9 protein-coding genes and 1 pseudogene are annotated in these 16,604 nt (G+C 59.2%); 3 read left to right on the forward strand and 7 right to left on the reverse strand.

Annotation, left to right across the window (positions count from 1 at the left end):
- The first annotated feature begins 307 nt into the window (after positions 1–307).
- Positions 308–2,188 (forward strand): methyl-accepting chemotaxis protein, encoded by a 1,881-nt coding sequence (locus tag H097_RS23090; RefSeq protein ID WP_032862685.1) that lies wholly within the window; start codon positions 308–310, stop codon positions 2,186–2,188.
- A gap of 51 nt (positions 2,189–2,239) precedes the next feature.
- On the opposite strand, the gene H097_RS23095 is transcribed toward H097_RS23090, so the two are convergent.
- From H097_RS23095 to H097_RS23115, 5 genes and pseudogenes are all read right to left on the reverse strand, one after another.
- The gene (locus H097_RS23095; RefSeq protein ID WP_032862687.1) at positions 2,240–2,701 is read right to left on the reverse strand and encodes an SRPBCC family protein; all 462 of its coding nucleotides are present in this window, start codon (positions 2,699–2,701) and stop codon (positions 2,240–2,242) included.
- A gap of 22 nt (positions 2,702–2,723) precedes the next feature.
- Positions 2,724–6,116 carry an amino acid adenylation domain-containing protein gene (locus H097_RS23100; RefSeq protein ID WP_032862688.1) on the reverse strand — a complete coding sequence of 1,131 codons (3,393 nt, stop codon included), beginning with the start codon at positions 6,114–6,116 and terminating at the stop codon, positions 2,724–2,726.
- Positions 6,113–7,067 (reverse strand): annotated as a pseudogene (locus H097_RS23105) (diiron oxygenase). The gene H097_RS23100 and the pseudogene H097_RS23105 overlap by 4 nt, the downstream one beginning before the upstream one ends.
- Positions 7,064–7,819 (reverse strand): DUF3050 domain-containing protein, encoded by a 756-nt coding sequence (locus tag H097_RS23110; RefSeq protein ID WP_032862689.1) that lies wholly within the window; start codon positions 7,817–7,819, stop codon positions 7,064–7,066. The pseudogene H097_RS23105 and the gene H097_RS23110 overlap by 4 nt, the downstream one beginning before the upstream one ends.
- A gap of 544 nt (positions 7,820–8,363) precedes the next feature.
- Positions 8,364–9,074, reverse strand: a complete 711-nt coding sequence (locus H097_RS23115; protein ID WP_032862691.1) for a GntR family transcriptional regulator — start codon at positions 9,072–9,074, stop codon at positions 8,364–8,366.
- A 276-nt stretch (positions 9,075–9,350) separates the two neighbouring features.
- Here H097_RS23115 and lapG point away from each other — a divergent pair, with 276 nt between their 5' ends.
- Together lapG and lapD are read left to right on the forward strand one after the other, a co-directional pair.
- Positions 9,351–10,049 (forward strand): cysteine protease LapG, encoded by a 699-nt coding sequence (gene lapG, locus H097_RS23120; RefSeq protein WP_032862692.1) that lies wholly within the window; start codon positions 9,351–9,353, stop codon positions 10,047–10,049.
- An 8-nt stretch (positions 10,050–10,057) separates the two neighbouring features.
- Positions 10,058–12,004 carry a cyclic di-GMP receptor LapD gene (gene lapD, locus H097_RS23125; protein WP_032862693.1) on the forward strand — a complete coding sequence of 649 codons (1,947 nt, stop codon included), beginning with the start codon at positions 10,058–10,060 and terminating at the stop codon, positions 12,002–12,004.
- A gap of 15 nt (positions 12,005–12,019) precedes the next feature.
- On the opposite strand, the gene H097_RS23130 is transcribed toward lapD, so the two are convergent.
- On the reverse strand, positions 12,020–12,358 hold the full coding sequence (locus tag H097_RS23130) for a hypothetical protein (protein WP_032862694.1): 339 nt from the start codon (positions 12,356–12,358) through the stop codon (positions 12,020–12,022).
- Positions 12,359–12,517: 159 nt separating this feature from the next.
- The coding region (locus tag H097_RS23135; RefSeq protein WP_032862695.1) for an immunoglobulin-like domain-containing protein at positions 12,518–16,604 on the reverse strand (4,087 nt) is incomplete at its 5' end.

The raw sequence follows: 16,604 nt of genomic DNA on the forward strand, positions 1-16,604 counted from the left end.
TGGTAGTGTGGGGTTTCCCCATGTGAGAGTAGGTCATCGTCAAGATCAAATTCCGAAACCCCCGTCTGCTAACGCAGGCGGGGGTTTTGTCGTTTTGGGGCCTAAGTGTTCTAGCCTGACCGCCTGTCGATTTCATACATAAAAAGAAGATGTATCCCACAAATTTCTAAGATTTATCCAGTCTCGGCCGAAAGCCTGATGAGCCATGCGTGCACCGAAATAGAGCGGTCGTAGAGTCCGCCTATACCGTACATGGAAAGTTGCATTCGGCACGCTCACCCCCTTTTGGCAAAAAGAAGTCGATGAAATGAATCTCAAGTTCAGTCATAAAATTCTGTTGGCCGCGTCAGGCGTCGTGGTTTTGGCCTTCGCGCTCTTCACGTTGTACAACGACTACCTGCAGCGCAATACCATCAAGCAAAACCTGGAGTCATCCATCCAGCAGTCAGGTGACCTGACCGCCAGCAGCGTGCAGAACTGGCTCAGTGGTCGGGTGCTGGTCCTGGAAAACCTTGCGCAGAACGTTGCTCACCAAGGCAGCAATGCCGACCTTCCCGGTCTGGTTGATCAGCCGGCATTCACCTCGAACTTTCAGTTCACCTATGTCGGTTCAACCAACGGCGTCTTCACTCAGCGCCCTGACGCGAAAATGCCTGACGGCTACGATCCACGTCAGCGCCCCTGGTACAAGCAGGCTGTGGCTGCCGACAAACCCATGCTGACGCCGCCTTATAAGGCCGCCGTCGGCGGTTTGATCGTCACCATCGCGATGCCGGTCAAGAAAAATGGTGAACTGCTCGGTGTGGTCGGTGGCGACTTGAGCCTACAAACCCTGGTGAAGATCATTAACTCGGTAGACTTCGGTGGCATTGGCCATGCATTCCTGGTCAGTGGCGACGGGCAGGTGATCGTCAGTCCCGACCAGGACCACGTGATGAAAAACCTCAAGGACATCTATCCAGGCAGCAACGTCCGTATTGAGAAGGTTAATCAGGACGTCGTCCTCAATGGCCAGGACCGTATTCTGTCCTTTACCCCGATCAGCGACTTGCCGGGCGCTGACTGGTACATAGGCCTGTCGATCGACAAAGACAAAGCCTACGCACCCCTGAGTAAATTCCGCACCTCCGCTTTGATCGCGATGTTCATTGCCGTCACAGCGATTGCCGTGTTGCTGAGCTTGTTGATTCAGGTGCTGATGCGTCCCCTGACAACTATGGGCCGTGCGATGCAGGACATTGCCCAGGGTGAGGGCGACCTGACCCGCCGCCTGGCTGTGGAAAGCAAAGATGAGTTTGGCGAGTTGGGTGGCGCGTTCAACCAGTTTGTCGAACGCATTCATGCCTCCATCAGTGAAGTGTCTTCAGCGACGAGGCATGTGCACGATCTTTCCCAGCGAGTGATGGCATCGTCCAACGCCTCGATTATCGGCTCTGACGAGCAGAGCGCCCGTACCAACAGCGTTGCTGCGGCCATTAACGAACTGGGTGCCGCCACCCAGGAAATCGCCCGTAACGCCGCTGACGCCTCGCAACACGCCAGTGGCGCCAGTGAGCAAGCCGATGACGGTCGTCAAGTGGTGGAGAAAACCATCCTGGCGATGTCCGAGCTGTCGCAGAAGATCAGCCTGTCCTGCACGCAGATCGAAACGCTGAATGCCAGTACCGATAACATCGGCCACATTCTTGATGTGATCAAGGGCATCTCCCAGCAAACCAACCTGCTGGCCCTCAACGCCGCGATTGAGGCTGCCCGTGCCGGTGAAGCCGGCCGTGGTTTTGCCGTAGTGGCCGACGAAGTCCGCAACCTGGCGCACCGTACCCAGGAGTCGGCGGAGGAGATTCACAAGATGATCACCTCGCTGCAGATCGGTTCACGCGAAGCGGTCACCACGATGAACGCCAGCCAGGTGTCCAGCGAAGAAAGTGTTGAGGTCGCCAACCAGGCGGGTGAACGCTTGATCAGCGTGACTCAGCGAATCGTCGAGATTGATGGCATGAACCAGTCGGTGGCGGCAGCCACTGAGGAACAGACTGCCGTGGTGGAGACGCTCAATGTTGATATCAACCAGATCAACCTGTTGAACCAGCAAGGTGTGGCCAATCTCAACGAGACCTTGAAAGACTGTGATGCGCTGTCACAACAAGCCAATCGCTTGAAGCAACTGGTCGACAGTTTCAAGATCTGATCAGCCTGCGGTAAACATGGCGTAGTGCAGCAATGCACTGCGCCATTTTTTTCAGCCAAGCAACCGACGCACGTTATCCAGTGCACTGTCGGCGAACCCCTGGATGAACTGTTCAAATCCCTCTTTATCGCCGGCATCAAGAGGCTCGGCGATGATGGTCCAGGTCGCACGCGCCAGGTTCTCCCCGAGCGACTCGACGCTCATCGCCGCCCACAGCCGGGCCACGCCCAAGGTGTTATAGATCGTGGTCCAGGTCATGTGCATCGCCAGCGCATCGTAACTGTTGAGCTGTTCCACGACGATATTGCCATCGTGGAAGCGTTTTTTACGTAGCGATCCCACGCCGCTGCCCGTCATTGTGATGCGTGCCAGGGCAGGAATGAACGCGTCAAACCCCTCGAATCGACCTACGACCCGCCACAGGTTGGCGGCGCTGCAGGCAGTCACCACTGATGACACCAGCGGCTTGCCTTGGGGGTTTTTGATCAACGTATCGGGTTGTAGCTGTCTCATAAGTTTTTCCTGATGGCGGGGCTCACAGAAAGCCGATGGCGTTGAGGTACTGGCATCCTCTGCGTAACAACGCGGGTTCTTTTTCGGGATACTGCGCACCCATCTGCTCGACGCCATGGCGTGCGTTCTCATGGCGAATCATTGAAATGTCGCCAATATCCTCTCCCTGCCCATTGAGGTAGAACCCGAGCACTCCGAAAAGGGCATTCTCGCGACCCACTTCGCGCAGATGGTGTTGCCAATCCGCTACGCTCACCAACTCGAACGCATGACCTGCCTGGCGAAACGACTCCACGTAGGTTTCCCACCTCAAAGGCTGCGGATTGTGCAGGTTGAAGACGCTGCGTTCGACAACGCAGTTGCCACTGTGGAAGGCAATGAAACGCGCCAGGAAATCCACCGGCATCAGATCGAAGTTCAATCCCAGGCGTGGCACCCGGCCCAACTGCAGCGAGCCCTTGAGCATCAGCATCAAGCGGTTTTTGTGCGGTTGGCAGACGCCGTTGCGGCTATTGAAACTGATGTTCCCGGGTCGATAGATATTGATCCAGGCGCCTTGCCCGGCGGCACGCCCCAAGAGTCGCTCAGCCACCCATTTGGACAGGTTGTAGCCGTTCTTGATGTAGAGCGGCGGCGTGCTTGCCGCAGGTGCTTCAAGCACTTGCCCGTCAGGCCCGACGCTGCTTGACGCGGATAATGTGGACACGAAATTGAGCACTTTCTTGCAATGGGTTTCACACAGGCGCAGGCATTCAAGCACCGGCTCCACGTTGTCCTGGGCCAGCGATGCATAGTCCATGACGTGATTGACGTGGGCCGCGCTATGTACCAGCACCCCATACTGGCGGGCGAGGTGCTCATAGACCTGTGCTTGCAGCCCCATGCGAGGTTGGCGCAGGTCGGCCGTGTACACACGCACGCGGCTCAGGTCCAGGTGTTCCAGGCGGTATTCGCGCAAGGCTTCGGTGAACCGTGCAATGGCCGATTGCCTAGGATTTTCGCGCACCAGGCAAGCCACTTCTGTCGCCCCGGCCACCAGCAGGGCTTCGACGATATGGATGCCCAGGAAGCTGTTGGCGCCCGTCACGATAGCCTTGTGGCGATCACCGGCATGCTCCCCCGACAACAGCGCAATATCCAGCGTACGTAGTGCATCGCTTAGCGCCCGATCGGTGGGCGCGGTACCTGGCGCGCTATCGCCCATCAACGCCGCAAGCGTCTGCACCGTTGGCGCTTCGATAAATCGATTGAGGGGCAGGCTGCGCCCGTACAGCTCGCGAATCCGCAGGAGCATGGTTGACAGCAGGATAGAGTGGCCGCCGAGATGGAAAAAACTGTCATCAGTCGAGATCTCGTTGACTGGCAACCCCAGCAGCTCACTCCACAGGCCCAGCAATTGCACTTCCACTGGCGTATTGGGCCGCCGTTGAGGGCTGTCCGAGACGGCGGCTTGAACCGCCAGCGCCAGCAAGGCCTGGCGGTCAACCTTGCCATTGCTGCCATAGGGCAGGCTCGCCAGCTCCTTGCACACGGTCGGCTGCATATAGTCCGGCAGCATCTTCCTGGCATGTTGCTTGAGCGCTGCCACGGCGGTGCCTGAATAGTTTGGATCAGCGCTGGCCACGAACGCGAGGACTCTGCGATCGCAGTCAATCACCACCGCCACCTGGCGAAATAGCTGGCTGGCGCGCAGACACTGCTCGATTTCCCGGGGCTCGACCCGAAAGCCACGGATCTTCACCTGCTGGTCCTGGCGCCCGACCAGCTCGATGCCCTCTACAGTCCATTTCGCCAGGTCTCCCGTACGATAGGCGCGCAAGGCCTGGCCGTCAGGCAGCACAAGGTGCACAAAATACTTGGCCGTCTGTTGTGGCTGGTTCACATAACCAAGGCTTACCCCGGGGCCGACAATGTACAGCTCGCCGACCACCTGATCCTCGACCGGTCGGTGCTGCTCGTCGAGGATCAGCACCTGGCTGTTGGCGATTGGCTTACCGAGGTTGAGATTGCTGTCGTCAGCCCGCATCCGGCGGCTGCTGACCAGCACTGTGGCCTCCGTCGGGCCATACAGGTTGTGCAAGGCGCATTGCCCGGCCATCTGCTGGATAACATGGGGTTCACAGAGGTCGCCACCGGTCACCAAGTGCTTCAAGCCCAGCGGTCGATCCATCGGGAGCAGGCTTAACAGTACCGGCGGTAGGAATGCGTGAGAGACACGCTGTTGCTGGATCAACTCAACCAACTGATGAGGGTCGCGACGCTGTTCTTCACTGGGAACAATCAGAGTCGCGCCCTGGCTCAGGGCCGGAAAGAGATCGATCAGTGAAGAATCAAAACTCAACGATGAAAATTGCAGTACGCGGCTGCATTCACGCAGTTCCACATACTGGCTGTACCACGCAGAGAAATGAGCCAGGTTATGCTGGCTGAGCAACACTCCCTTTGGCTGGCCGGTGGTGCCCGAGGTGTACAACACCATGCTGGCGCTGTCAGCCGAGGGCGAAGTGAGCGTCAGGGGGGCGTTGTCGTCGATGTGCTGGCTGTCTATGTGGCTGACATCCACAGCCATGAAGTGCGCGCGCAAGGGATGTTGACCATCATCGAGCAACACCAGGGCGCCGGCATTCTCCAGCATGGCTCGCTGGCGCGGCAGTGGGTGGCCCGGTTCCAGCGGCAGATACACCGCGCCGCAGCCCAGGGTCGCCAGAATGCTGGCGTACAACCCGACAGACTTGCCCAGGCAGATACCGACCACAGGCGCCTGCCCAGCCCCGAGCAACGGCCGCAGCACCTGCGCAATGGCCAGGCTGTGCCGCAACAAGTGGCGATAGCTCAGGGTGTGGCCATCGATCTCCAGGGCCGGCCTGTCGGCAAAGACCCGCAAGCTTTGCTCCAGTTGCTTGATCAGCGGCGTGCGAGCTTTTTGCATCAGCAGCGGTTCATCAGTTCGGTTCAGGCGATGCAGGTATGCCAGTCCCTCCAGGCCTAGCAGGCTCTGCTCTGGATGTGTGGAAGCACTCGCGTGCTGTGTGAAATGGCCAGGGTTGCGCGAGAAACCACTGACTTGCAGCGCTACCCATTCGGCCAGGCGTGCCACGGCCTGGCGCCGAAGCTGTTGACCGTTGCCGCAGGAGGGCGGTGTCACGTCCAGCACGGCCAGCAGTTGTTGTGCACGGTCATAGCAGCGTATTTGCAGGACCGGCAGCCCCCTGTCACTCAAGGGCCCGATGGACAGGCGCAGGCTCATCACGGCCATGCCGGCCAGGTCCTGTGTGACGGGCTGGCTGCCGTCTTCAATCAACAGGTCGATTGCCGGTGCCTGCGCGGCGAGATCATGGCCAAAGGGCGCCAGTGCCAGCCCCAGTTCATGCAAGGCCGGGCTGGTTCCGACCAGCGTAATGCCGAGGCGTCTCATGACGGGCTCCCGGATGCAGGCAGATAGGCGTTTAACGCTTGGGCGACACACGGTGTTTGCAGCAGCCCACTGCGGCGCAGCAACCCCATGATGTTACTGATCAGCGGGTGCTGATGGGTGATGGGGAAGTCCAAGGCGTTGACCTCGACCCGCAGTGCTGCGCGGGCATGGGGACTGATATCCAGATGCTCGATCAATCGCAGGTCGAAGTCCCTTTGCAGGTCATTGGTCAAATAGTGTTGCAGGAAGATCGGCAGGACCCGGGCGATACAGTGGCGGTCTTCTTCGCTTGCCGTTTGCCAGTAGAGTCGCACCAGGCAGGTCCAAAAGTTGGCGTGGCGCCCCTCGTCAGCCAGATGGTCGGCCATCAACCCCCTTACCGATTGTTTGACACTGTCATCCTTGGCAAACGCCGCCACGTCATGGGTGACCGTGTTCTCGGCAATCGCCACGCAAATCAGCTCTACGGCATCCTGTAGATGCGCCGGCGCTTGTGCCTGCGCGATGGGTATGGCGCGGCTCAATTCGATAGTCGCCGGCAGTTCCAGCGGTGCGATACCGGTCTGCTCCAGCGTTTGCTGCATGAAGTCCAGGGCGACGAGGGCGTGGTAGTCCTCATCGACCACCACGGTCATGGCGTCGTAGCGGCAGGCGGCAGGCGGCAGGGAAGGGGATTGAACAGCGATTCTTGGCGATGCCCCGTGCGGTTTTATCAACGATCTCGGTTTCAAAGATCACCACGTCATGGATGAACTTGTAGAACGTCTGCACCAGGACAAAATCGCGCCACTGTGGGCAATGTTCGAGAAAACTCGCACTGAGTACCAACGGTTGGCGACACAGGGGATAGATCAGCTTGTCGTCATTTTCCAGCAGGCGTCGCGGACGCGTGCGGATGGTCGCTCGATGCTCCCAGTCGGTCGCGAACGGGCGGTAGTCGGCAGCGTTCACAGGCTCACCTCCTGGCGCAGGCCGTCCCACAAGGCAATGCGGCTCTCTACGGCGCTCAGGGCCGCGCTCCAGGCCTGTTCTTCGCGCAGGGGGTCCGACTGGGTCAACCGCCTAAGCAGGCGCTCTGCGGCCGGCTCGTGGCCCTGGGCGTCCAACTCGATGTGTCGCTGTAGGTAGTAGCACAAGCTGGGGGCTTGCCGGTGGGCAACGTTGCTGCCTTCCAGGATGCGTTTGAACATCGTCGGGATGACACTTTCGCGGCCATGCAGGAAGGTTGCGGCGACACAATGGATCGGTGCGTTCAAGGCAACGTCCAGGGTGTGCCGGACAAAGCGCTCTACCGCAGGATCAATCGTGACCTGTGCCAAGGCGCTATCGACGCTTGCCCCCTCTCGCTGCAACGCAATGAAACGTTCGATGGGGAGGGTGCTGGCTCCCACCTCGCGCATGGCGTCCAGATACAGTTCGAAGTGGCTGCTGTGCCCAGTGTCCAGGCGCTGGTCTGATTCTTCGTCCAGGACAATTTCGTTGATTAATCGCGCGGCCTGCGGGTCTGTCGGCGGCAGCCAGGGCAGGCGCATGCAGGTCAGGTCCTGTTGTAGGCGTTTGGTCAGCGTCATGAAGTCCCAAACGGCGAAAACATGGTTTTGCATAAAGTGTTGTAACTGAGGGAAAGAATTGATCTCTAGAAAAATAGGATGTTCATGTAGTTGCAATTTTTTATGTCTAATTAGTTCTTGTAGTTGAAACATGGTTAATGCCCATAAGTCGTTGTGTCGACTCAAATGAAAAGGTTGTTTAGAACCAAGTGCATGTTGCTGGCGAGGGCTTTGTTGCCCGATCGTGAGGCTCTTGCGTCTGGCTTGGTTACCTGGCAAGCAACAAATAGTGACAAAGCACGCTAGTCTTGTTGGCGCGCGCGTTGTCCACAGTTATGCCCAAGCCTGTGTCCACGCTTTCGACTGAAGTGCCAAGCCCCATTAAAGAGTAATCACTTGGTTAAGTGTTCAGATATTTTCTGAGTTATATAAGGTTTTTCTACGGGGAGGGAAATGCTGTAGTTGAACTTTCTGTTCGAAGTAGGAACTTTCCTTGTTGTTTGCGAGTTTAAATAAGTGGACTTAACGGGCAGGGTTTGATTCGCTGTTGCTTTGCAACGCTGGCGGTTTCCTGTCGGTCAATCTCGGGTCTGTTGGCGCAACCGTCCAGGAGGGGACGGCGGGTACGGAGCGGCTTTGGACATATGCGGCGCCTGGTGATCCAGGCCGCGCACGGGGCGGCCAAGGTCGGGAGAAGTCACCGCGGCCCTTTATCGTTGTCCTGTTCAATGCTGTTGAGGTAATGCGTGATCACTTCCATCCCGCGCATCAGGTGATTGCGCAGCGTCAGTACACTCTGCTCGACCTTTTTTTGTGCGACCAGGCTCAGCAGTTCGCGGTGGTCTTCCTGGGAGGTTTCGCCCAGCCCCATGGCTTCAAGGTTGAACCGCAGGAAACGTTCCTCCTCGTTCAGCCCATGTTCCACCAGGTTTAACAGCCGCTGGTTGGGTGCCTTGCCATACAGCGTCATATGAAACAGGCGGTTGAGCCGGCCGATTTCGGTGTAGTCGGTTTCGCGCTCAAGGGTGTCGATCAAGGCGCCCGCCTGTTCGATATCGTTCTCGCTGAGCAACGGGATCGCTAAACGCAGTGCCTCTGACTCCAGGAGAATGCGCAGGGCGTAGGTCTCCGCGGAGTTATCTTCAATCAGCGGGGCAACCACGGCACCCTTATGGGTTACAACATGCAGCAGCGACTGTGCCTCCAGTTGGCGCAGCGCCTCGCGCACCGGCATCCGGCTGACCCCGAACAGGCTGGCCAGCTCTTGCTGGCGCATGGCGGTGCCGCAAGGCAGACGGCCATCCAGTATGGCGTTGCGCAATGTTTCTTCGATAACGGAGCGAGCGAGGTGAGCGGGAATGGGCCCACTGATCTTGATGCTGCTCAAAGGGTTCGGCTTGTGCGTCACGACTACGCTATCCTCCTTTCTTGTTGGAATGGGTTATGGCTAATTGGATCCAAAGAACACTAGAGATTGCATGCAGGCTTGTCAAACAGGCAAGGTTTCCCTTTGTAAGCGACTCAACAGCGCGGTATTTCATCGCACATTATGGCTTGCGGGCGTCTTACAAGGCGCAATGGTTTAGCTGAGTGGGCGCTGAGTGATTGCACTGTGCCATTGTCTTTTGCCGATCGACCCTTCACCATCGATTGATTCTCCGTCTCTTTCTACGGACTGAAGCCATTGGCGGTACGTTTTACTCCCTCGCGGATCCTGTGCTGGCTGTTTTCAGCGCTGCTGCTGGCTGGCTTATTGCCCGGCGGGCTGCATGCCGATTGGGATTTTTCCCAGATCAGCCGGCGCGCCACGGGGCTCTATGGGCCGCTGGGTGCAGGACAGCAACGTATCGACGACTGGCAGCAGTTGCTGGCGACACAGAAACAAGGCAGTGAGCTGGAGCAGCTCAAGGTGGTCAACCTGTTCTTCAACAAGCGGGTGCGCTATGTCGAGGATATCGACTTGTGGAACCAGGTCGATTACTGGGAAACGCCCATCGAAGCCCTGTGGAAAGGCGCCGGCGATTGTGAAGACTATGCCATCGCCAAGTATTTCAGCCTACGCCGCCTGGGCGTCTCCAGCGACAAATTGCGCATTACCTACGTCAAGGCGTTGCGGCAGAATCGTGCCCACATGGTCTTGACCTATTATTCGACGCCAGAGGCCATGCCGCTGGTGCTCGACAGCCTGATCGACGAAATCCAGCCCGCCAGCCAACGGACCGACTTGCTGCCGGTCTACTCCTTCAACGCCGAAGGCTTGTACCTGCCGGGCGCCAAGGGCAACAAGAAGGTCGGCGACACCAAACGCCTGTCGCGCTGGCAGGATGTGCTGAAGAAAATGCGTGCGGAAGGCTTCCCCGCCGAGCCGGCCAACGAGGAGTAACTGTTCAGATGTCACTGTTCAAACAGCTGTTGATTGCTATCTGTCTGTTCCTGGTGGTCGCCTTCAGCGGCAGCTTCATGGTCAGCCTGGAAAGCTCGCGTACCCAGTACGTGAACCAGCTGCGCTCCCATGCGCAGGATGCGGCGACGGCCCTGGCGTTGTCCCTGACACCCAATATCGACGACCCGGCGATGGTCGAGTTGCTGGTCAGCTCGATCTTCGACAGCGGCTATTACGCGAGCATCCGCGTGGTCGACGTGACCAATGACCAGGTCATCGTCGAGCGCAGCGGTGTCCCCGACAACAACGGCGTGCCCAACTGGTTCGTCAAGTTGATCGGCCTTGAGCCGGCCGGTGGCGACGCTCTGGTCAGCCGTGGCTGGGAACAGGCGGCGCGGGTCGAGGTGGTCAGCCATCCGATGTTTGCCCTGGCCAAGCTGTGGCAGAGCGCCCTGGGCAGCCTCGGCTGGCTGCTGTTGTGTGGCGCGGTAAGTGCCGTGCTGGGCGCGCTGTTGCTGCGCCGGCAACTGAAGCCATTGGACTACATGGTCAAGCAGTCTCACGCCATTGCCCGCCGCGAGTTCCTGAGCCTGCCGGATCTGCCGCGCACCCCGGAACTGCGCCGGGTGGTGCAGGCGATGAACCAGATGGTGGAAAAGCTCAAGGCCCTGTTCCAGGAACAGGCCGAGCGCAGTGAAAAGCTGCGGGTGGAGTCCTATCAGGACAACCTCACGGGCCTGGCCAATCGACGCTATTTCGAGATGCAGCTCAACGCGCGGGTCAGCAACCCAGAGGAAACCAACTCGGGTTACTTGCTGGTGCTGCGGGTCAAGGACCTGGCCGGTCTCAACCAACGGCTGGGCGGCCAGCGCACCGACCAGTTGCTGCAGGCAGTCGGCGAACAACTGCTGCGCCAGTGCGAGCCGTATCCGGAAACCCACAACCTGGTCACGCGCATCCGCGGCGGCGAATTTGCGGTGCTGGCGCCGGGGTTGATGCGTGAAGAGGCGTTGCAGCTGGCGCAGAACCTGGAAAGCACCTTGCAAAGCCTGCAAGCCACTGGGGCCAGTGATGTGTCGCCGGTTGCCTGTATAGGCCTGGCCCCATTCAATCATGGTGATTCTCCCCAGGCACTGCTGACTCTGGCCGACCAGGCGCTGGCCCAGGCCGAAACCCAGGGCGATGTCAGTTGGGTGTGCCTGGACCACAGCGCAGCCGCCAGTGTTGGCGACGATCATCACGCCTGGCACTCACTGCTCGACCAGGCGCTGAGCCAGCAGCGCTTTGAACTGTATTTCCAGCCGGTAGTGGCCAGCCAGGATCCGCAACTGATCCTGCATTACAAAGTGCTCTCGCGCCTGGTGGACGGCCAGGGCCACACCATCCCGGCCGGGCGCTTCCTGCCTTGGCTTGAACGGTTTGGCTGGTCGGCGCGCCTGGACCGGTTGATGCTGGAGCTGGTGCTCAAGCAGATGGCCAGCCACGAGCATTCGCTGGCCCTGAACCTGTCGGCGGCCACGCTGGCAGACCCGCAGGCCCTGAATCGCGTGTTCGATCTGCTGCGCCAGCACGCCAACCTGGGCCCGCGCCTGACCCTGGAGATCGGTGAAGAGCAACTACCTGAGCAAGCCGTGCTGGAGCAGTTGACCCAGCGCCTGCGCGAGCTGAACTTCTCCCTCAGCCTGCAACGCTTTGGCGGGCGCTTCAGCATGATCGGCAACCTGGCGCGCCTGGGCCTGGCCTACCTGAAGATCGATGGCAGCTACATCCGCGACATCGATCAGGAAAGCGACAAGCGCCTGTTCATCGAAGCCATCCAGCGCGCAGCCCACAGCATCGACTTGCCGCTGATTGCCGAGCGGGTCGAAACCGAGGGTGAATTGAAGGTGATTCGCGAGATGGGGATTTTCGGCGTGCAGGGCCAATTGTTTGGTGAACCGGCGCCCTGGCGCTGAGGCCGTGGGCCGGCCTCAGATCAGGCCGGTCTCATCATCATTGATCAGGTGGCTCAGGCCACCCAGTGCTTCCCGCGCGTGGCTGCGGTCTTTCAACTTGGCTTGTGCGGCGACCGGCAGGTCAGTCAGGTTGATCACACCTTTGTGGATCAGTACCTGAATCAAGTCTTCCAGCACCCGGATCATCTCCGAGTCACTGTGCTTGAGCTGCTTGAGGCTCACCTCCGCTTCTTCATTGGCGAACCAGGCCTGGATCTCATGATGGTCCGCTGGCAGGGTCCCGGTCGACTCGGCGAAGGCAACCGCCTCGGCGCGAATCAGCTCACCCTGTGCATCACGTTGCACGTAGAACATTGAACATCCCTCATGAGAAGAACTGACGACAGCCTGTCAGAGCATAGGCCAACGGCGCGCGATTGGGCGTGAGTATGCCGTGCAATCGCGACCCCATGCCAGTGAACGGTGGCCGCAAATGAATCGGCCGCCTCAAGAGGCGGCCGATTCAGGGTTGCTTTAGGTGTGATCGACCTTGATGGTCGGGTCGGCACCGGTGATCAGCGAGTTGATCGACTGACCGGACCAGTTGTTACCTTCCAGCTTGATCGTCACATCCGCGTTGGCCAGGCCACCGGCGGCGTTGAGCTTGCCTTCGGAACTGATCTGCAGCGTGGTCACGTTATCCACCGTGGTCAACTTCAGGAAGTTGTCGATGGTGCCGTCGGTTTCGCCCTTGAGCAGGTCGCGCAGGTCGATACGGTCGCCTTCCGATGCCTTGAAGTCCTTGATCACATCGTTGCCAGTGTCGCCCGCTCTCCAGACAAAGGTATCGGCACCCGTGCCGCCGATCAGGATGTCATTGCCCTGGCCGCCGATGAGCGTGTCGTTACCGGTACCGCCCAACAGAATGTCGTTGCCCTTGCCGCCGTCCAGGTAGTCGTTGCCGCCCTGGCCGAACAGGATGTCATCACCCGAGCCACCCAGCAGGGTGTCATTGCCGTCCTTGGCACCCGAGGTGTTGAACTCGTTGTAGTGCTCGGTGATGTACTTGTGCACATCCTGGCCGGTGACTGCAGACACCGCTACGCCGCTTTTCCCAGCCACGTAGGTCTGGATGGCGTTGTAGCCTTCGCCGGTAACACCCGTGAAGGTCACCAGGTCGCCAAACAGGATATCGTTGCCGTCACCCCCATCGACACGGTCGGCACCCGGCAGGGTGGCCTCGCTGCTACCGAGGATAGCGTTGGCCAGGTCCTTCGGATCGATGTTGGCTTGTGGCTTGTTATCGCTGTCGTACGGTTTCAACTGATCCAGGCTGACGCCACTGTTGAGGCCGATGGCTTCGACACCGCCGGTGGACAGGCCCTTGAGCAGTGCGAATGCGCTATTGGAGTTAGTGGTGGTGGTGGTGTCGGTATAGTTGCCATAACCGTCACGCACCGACAGCTCAAAAGTGCCATCCCCTTGGGCGTGGATGACTCCCGGGTTGTACTGCGACCAGCCCCCGTTGTTGATCCAGAGCGTCATTTTCCCGACAGCATCAATATCAATCAGGTGAGTCGAGTCGATAGTGATCCGGGTGGCGGTGCCTAAGGTGTAGTTGTTCATGTTGACGACATCATCCAGCTTGACGTTGCCGTACAAGGTCGGGTTGCCCTGCTCGCTGCGTTGGTAATACGTCGGCTGGCCATCGGTGATGAAGTACGTTGTGTTGATTGCGCCAGTGTTGCTGGTCGCCTGGGCACTGTTGAAGAAGTTGGATGCGGCCTTGAACACGTCTTCGTAGTTGGTCCCGCCTTCAGACACCATCGAGTCCAGGACTTTCTGCAGGGCAGCCAGGGCACCTGGGTCTTTCAGGTTGACCGTAGCGGTCTGGTTGACTTGGGTATCGAAGTCCGCCAGGAAAATATTCACGATGCCAGAGGTACTGGAGCCGATGCTGTCTTTCAGCGAGTTGAACACGGTGGTCAGCGAGGCTTTCGCCGCCGCCACCGAGTCCGCACCCATACTGCCCGACGTATCGATCATGAACGCGATGTTGTAGTTCTTGCCCTGCACCACGTTCAGGCCCGAAACGTCCGCCACGATGATGTCGTTGCCACTGGTGCCCATGACGTTGTCATCGCCCGAAGTCGCCGTGCTCCCGCTATAGGTTGCCGGGTACACCTTGACCGGCAGATTGGCAACGGTTGTGGCCGAGCCGCCGAGGCTTTCGGTGGAGGTCGAGGTCACGGTCAGGTTGTACTGGCCGCTGGTGTAAGGCAGTGGCTTGAGGCTCAAATTATTGAGGTCCCAGCCGGTGACATTGACTTCGGTCAGGCCATTGGTCGCCGTGAAGGTATGCCCGGCACCGTCGCTGAGCACTGCGCCCACCGGGATGCTGCCAATCTTCACGCTCAGGGTTTCCGAACCGTCGGTATCGGTCAGGCCGGTGGTGACCTTGGTCAGCTTGACCGTGCCGTTTTCCAGCCCTTCGTTGAGCTTGTACGCATCGTAGTAGCCCTGGCCGTTGGTGCCGTGCAGGTCAGACACCTGGGCACCTGCGTTGATCAGGTCATTGACCCCGGTGTAGATCGGGATGTTGGTATTGCTCAGGTTAGTGACCGGACCACCGTTGACCGACAGGTTGACGTCATAGCTGCCGGCGCCCGCCTGGTTGGCATGGTAGATATCAATGCTGTAGTAGCCATTGCTGGTCGGCGTGAACGTACCGCTGAACTGGCCGGAGTTCGAGCCCCAGGTGCCGCTGGCCACGTCTTTGCCGCCGATGTTGACCAGGATGCTGTCATCGCCATAACCGCTGAAGGTATAAGTCTTGCCGGCTTCCAGGTAGATCAGGCCGGAGGTCTTCGACCCGGCGCCGCCCGGTACGTCTGCAGTTGACGTGACGTCGGTGGCAATCGTCGTGCTGTTTGGCGTGCCTGCTTTGTCGATCGCATTTTTCAGCACGGTCGCCGAGGCGCCGTTGCCGTTGGTACCCAGGTTCGCAATGCTGTTCCAGCTCTGCTTGGTCAGGCCGATCGAGGCGATGTTGTTGTCGGCAACGCTCAAGGTTGGCGCATCCGCAACCGGCGTGATGTCGACTTTCACAGTAGTGCTGGTGCCCAGGTCCTTGCCATCGGTTGGCTGGAACTTGAACTGTGCATAATCAGCCTGCTTGTTGCCCACACCGGTGCCGCCGTAGCCGTCGGCCCCGGATTCGTTGGCGTTTGGCGTGAAGCGCAACTGGCCACCGTCGATCTGCGCCTTGGTGAAGGTCTGGCCGGCGCTCACGTTGGTCCAGGTGGTGCCATCCGCTGCGAGGAACTGCAGCTTGCCGGCAACTGGCAGCTCGGTGATTTTCACCCCGAGGCTGGTCTGAGGGGAATCCACATCGGTGACCCCAAAGTTAGCCCAGGTCAGCTTCAGCGGCGTGTCTTCGGTACCGGTAACGGCACTGCCAGTGGCAACCGGTGCGTCGTTGACTGCCGTTACGTTGACTGTGGTGGTCGCCACGTTCGAGTAGTTGCCACCGTCGGTCACGGTCACGGTGATGGTCCGTGGCGTGGTGCTCGGGTTGTCGCTGCTGTTGCTGAACGTGATGTTCTTGATCTGCTGCATGTAGTCAGCCAGCGACGCCGTGCCAGTCAAGGTCAGGGTGATCTTGCCGGTGACAGGGTCTGTGACCGAAGTCACGGTGATACCGGTGACGTTGCTGTAGCCCAACGAATCGTTCGGCTGAGTATTAGTCAGCACCACCGTGGCGCCAGTCAGCTGGGTGCTGTCCGGGTCGGTGATCTTGATGTCGGTGTCAGCAATCGACACGCTATTGCCGCCTTCGGTGAACGTGGTCTTGAAGTCGTTCCCGGTGGCGCCGCTGGAGTTGTTGGCATCCAGATCGATAACCGGTGGTGCATCGTTATCGATGATCGAGGTTTCGACTTTACCGTTGGTGGGGCTGACCACCAGGTTCTCGAAGTTGCCGCCGGAAGTGCCAGAGATGCTGATCTCGAACTTCTCCGTAGGCTCGGTCAGCTTGTCGTCGATAGTCTTGATATCGAACGTGGCGGTGCTTTGGCCGGCCGGAATCTTCACGGTGTATACGCCGGTGAAGTCTGAACCGTCCTGGGCCACGCCTTTGTACGAGAGGGTCACCGTGACTTCGGTTTCCGCCGGTTGGGTCAGGTTCAACGTGTAGTGAGCGGTCTGGCCTTCGGTAACCGAGGCGTCGCCCGCGATACTGATCACGGTGTTGCTCGTCACGTCCGTTACCTTGGTGACCACTGGCGTGCCGACCGGGATCAGGTTTTCATATTTGTCGCCACCGCTGACCACGTTGGTGATCTTGGCGGAAATATCCTTGGCACCGACGTAGAAGTCATTCGGCGCGGTGAAGTTGGCAGTACCACTGGTCTTGCCATTGCCGATGGTAATGCTCAAGTTGTTATCCAACTTGATCACCAGGTCGGAACCCACGTTGGTCACGGCCACGCCGTTCTTGTCCACGAGGCTGGCGGTGTAGACGATCTGGCCACCTTCGGCGACGCTGGCAGTGGCGGTCAGTACGACCTTCACATCGTCGATGGTGTCGTTGATCTGCGTCGTCGCGCCATCGCCCGTCACC

Source organism: Pseudomonas sp. FH4, assembly GCF_000510915.2.
GTDB classification, from domain to species: Bacteria; Pseudomonadota; Gammaproteobacteria; order Pseudomonadales; family Pseudomonadaceae; genus Aquipseudomonas; species Aquipseudomonas brenneri.

Bases quoted from the DNA above. Each gene is read 5' to 3' on its own strand.
- H097_RS23095 (WP_032862687.1), bottom strand. From the start codon at position 2,701: ATGAGACAGCTACAACCCGATACGTTGATCAAAAACCCCCAAGGCAAG.
- H097_RS23100 (WP_032862688.1), bottom strand. From the start codon at position 6,116: ATGAGACGCCTCGGCATTACGCTGGTCGGAACCAGCCCGGCCTTGCAT.
- lapD (WP_032862693.1), top strand. From the start codon at position 10,058: ATGTCACTGTTCAAACAGCTGTTGATTGCTATCTGTCTGTTCCTGGTG.
- H097_RS23130 (WP_032862694.1), bottom strand. From the start codon at position 12,358: ATGTTCTACGTGCAACGTGATGCACAGGGTGAGCTGATTCGCGCCGAG.
- H097_RS23110 (WP_032862689.1), bottom strand. From the start codon at position 7,819: ATGTTTCAACTACAAGAACTAATTAGACATAAAAAATTGCAACTACAT.
- H097_RS23090 (WP_032862685.1), top strand. From the start codon at position 308: ATGAATCTCAAGTTCAGTCATAAAATTCTGTTGGCCGCGTCAGGCGTC.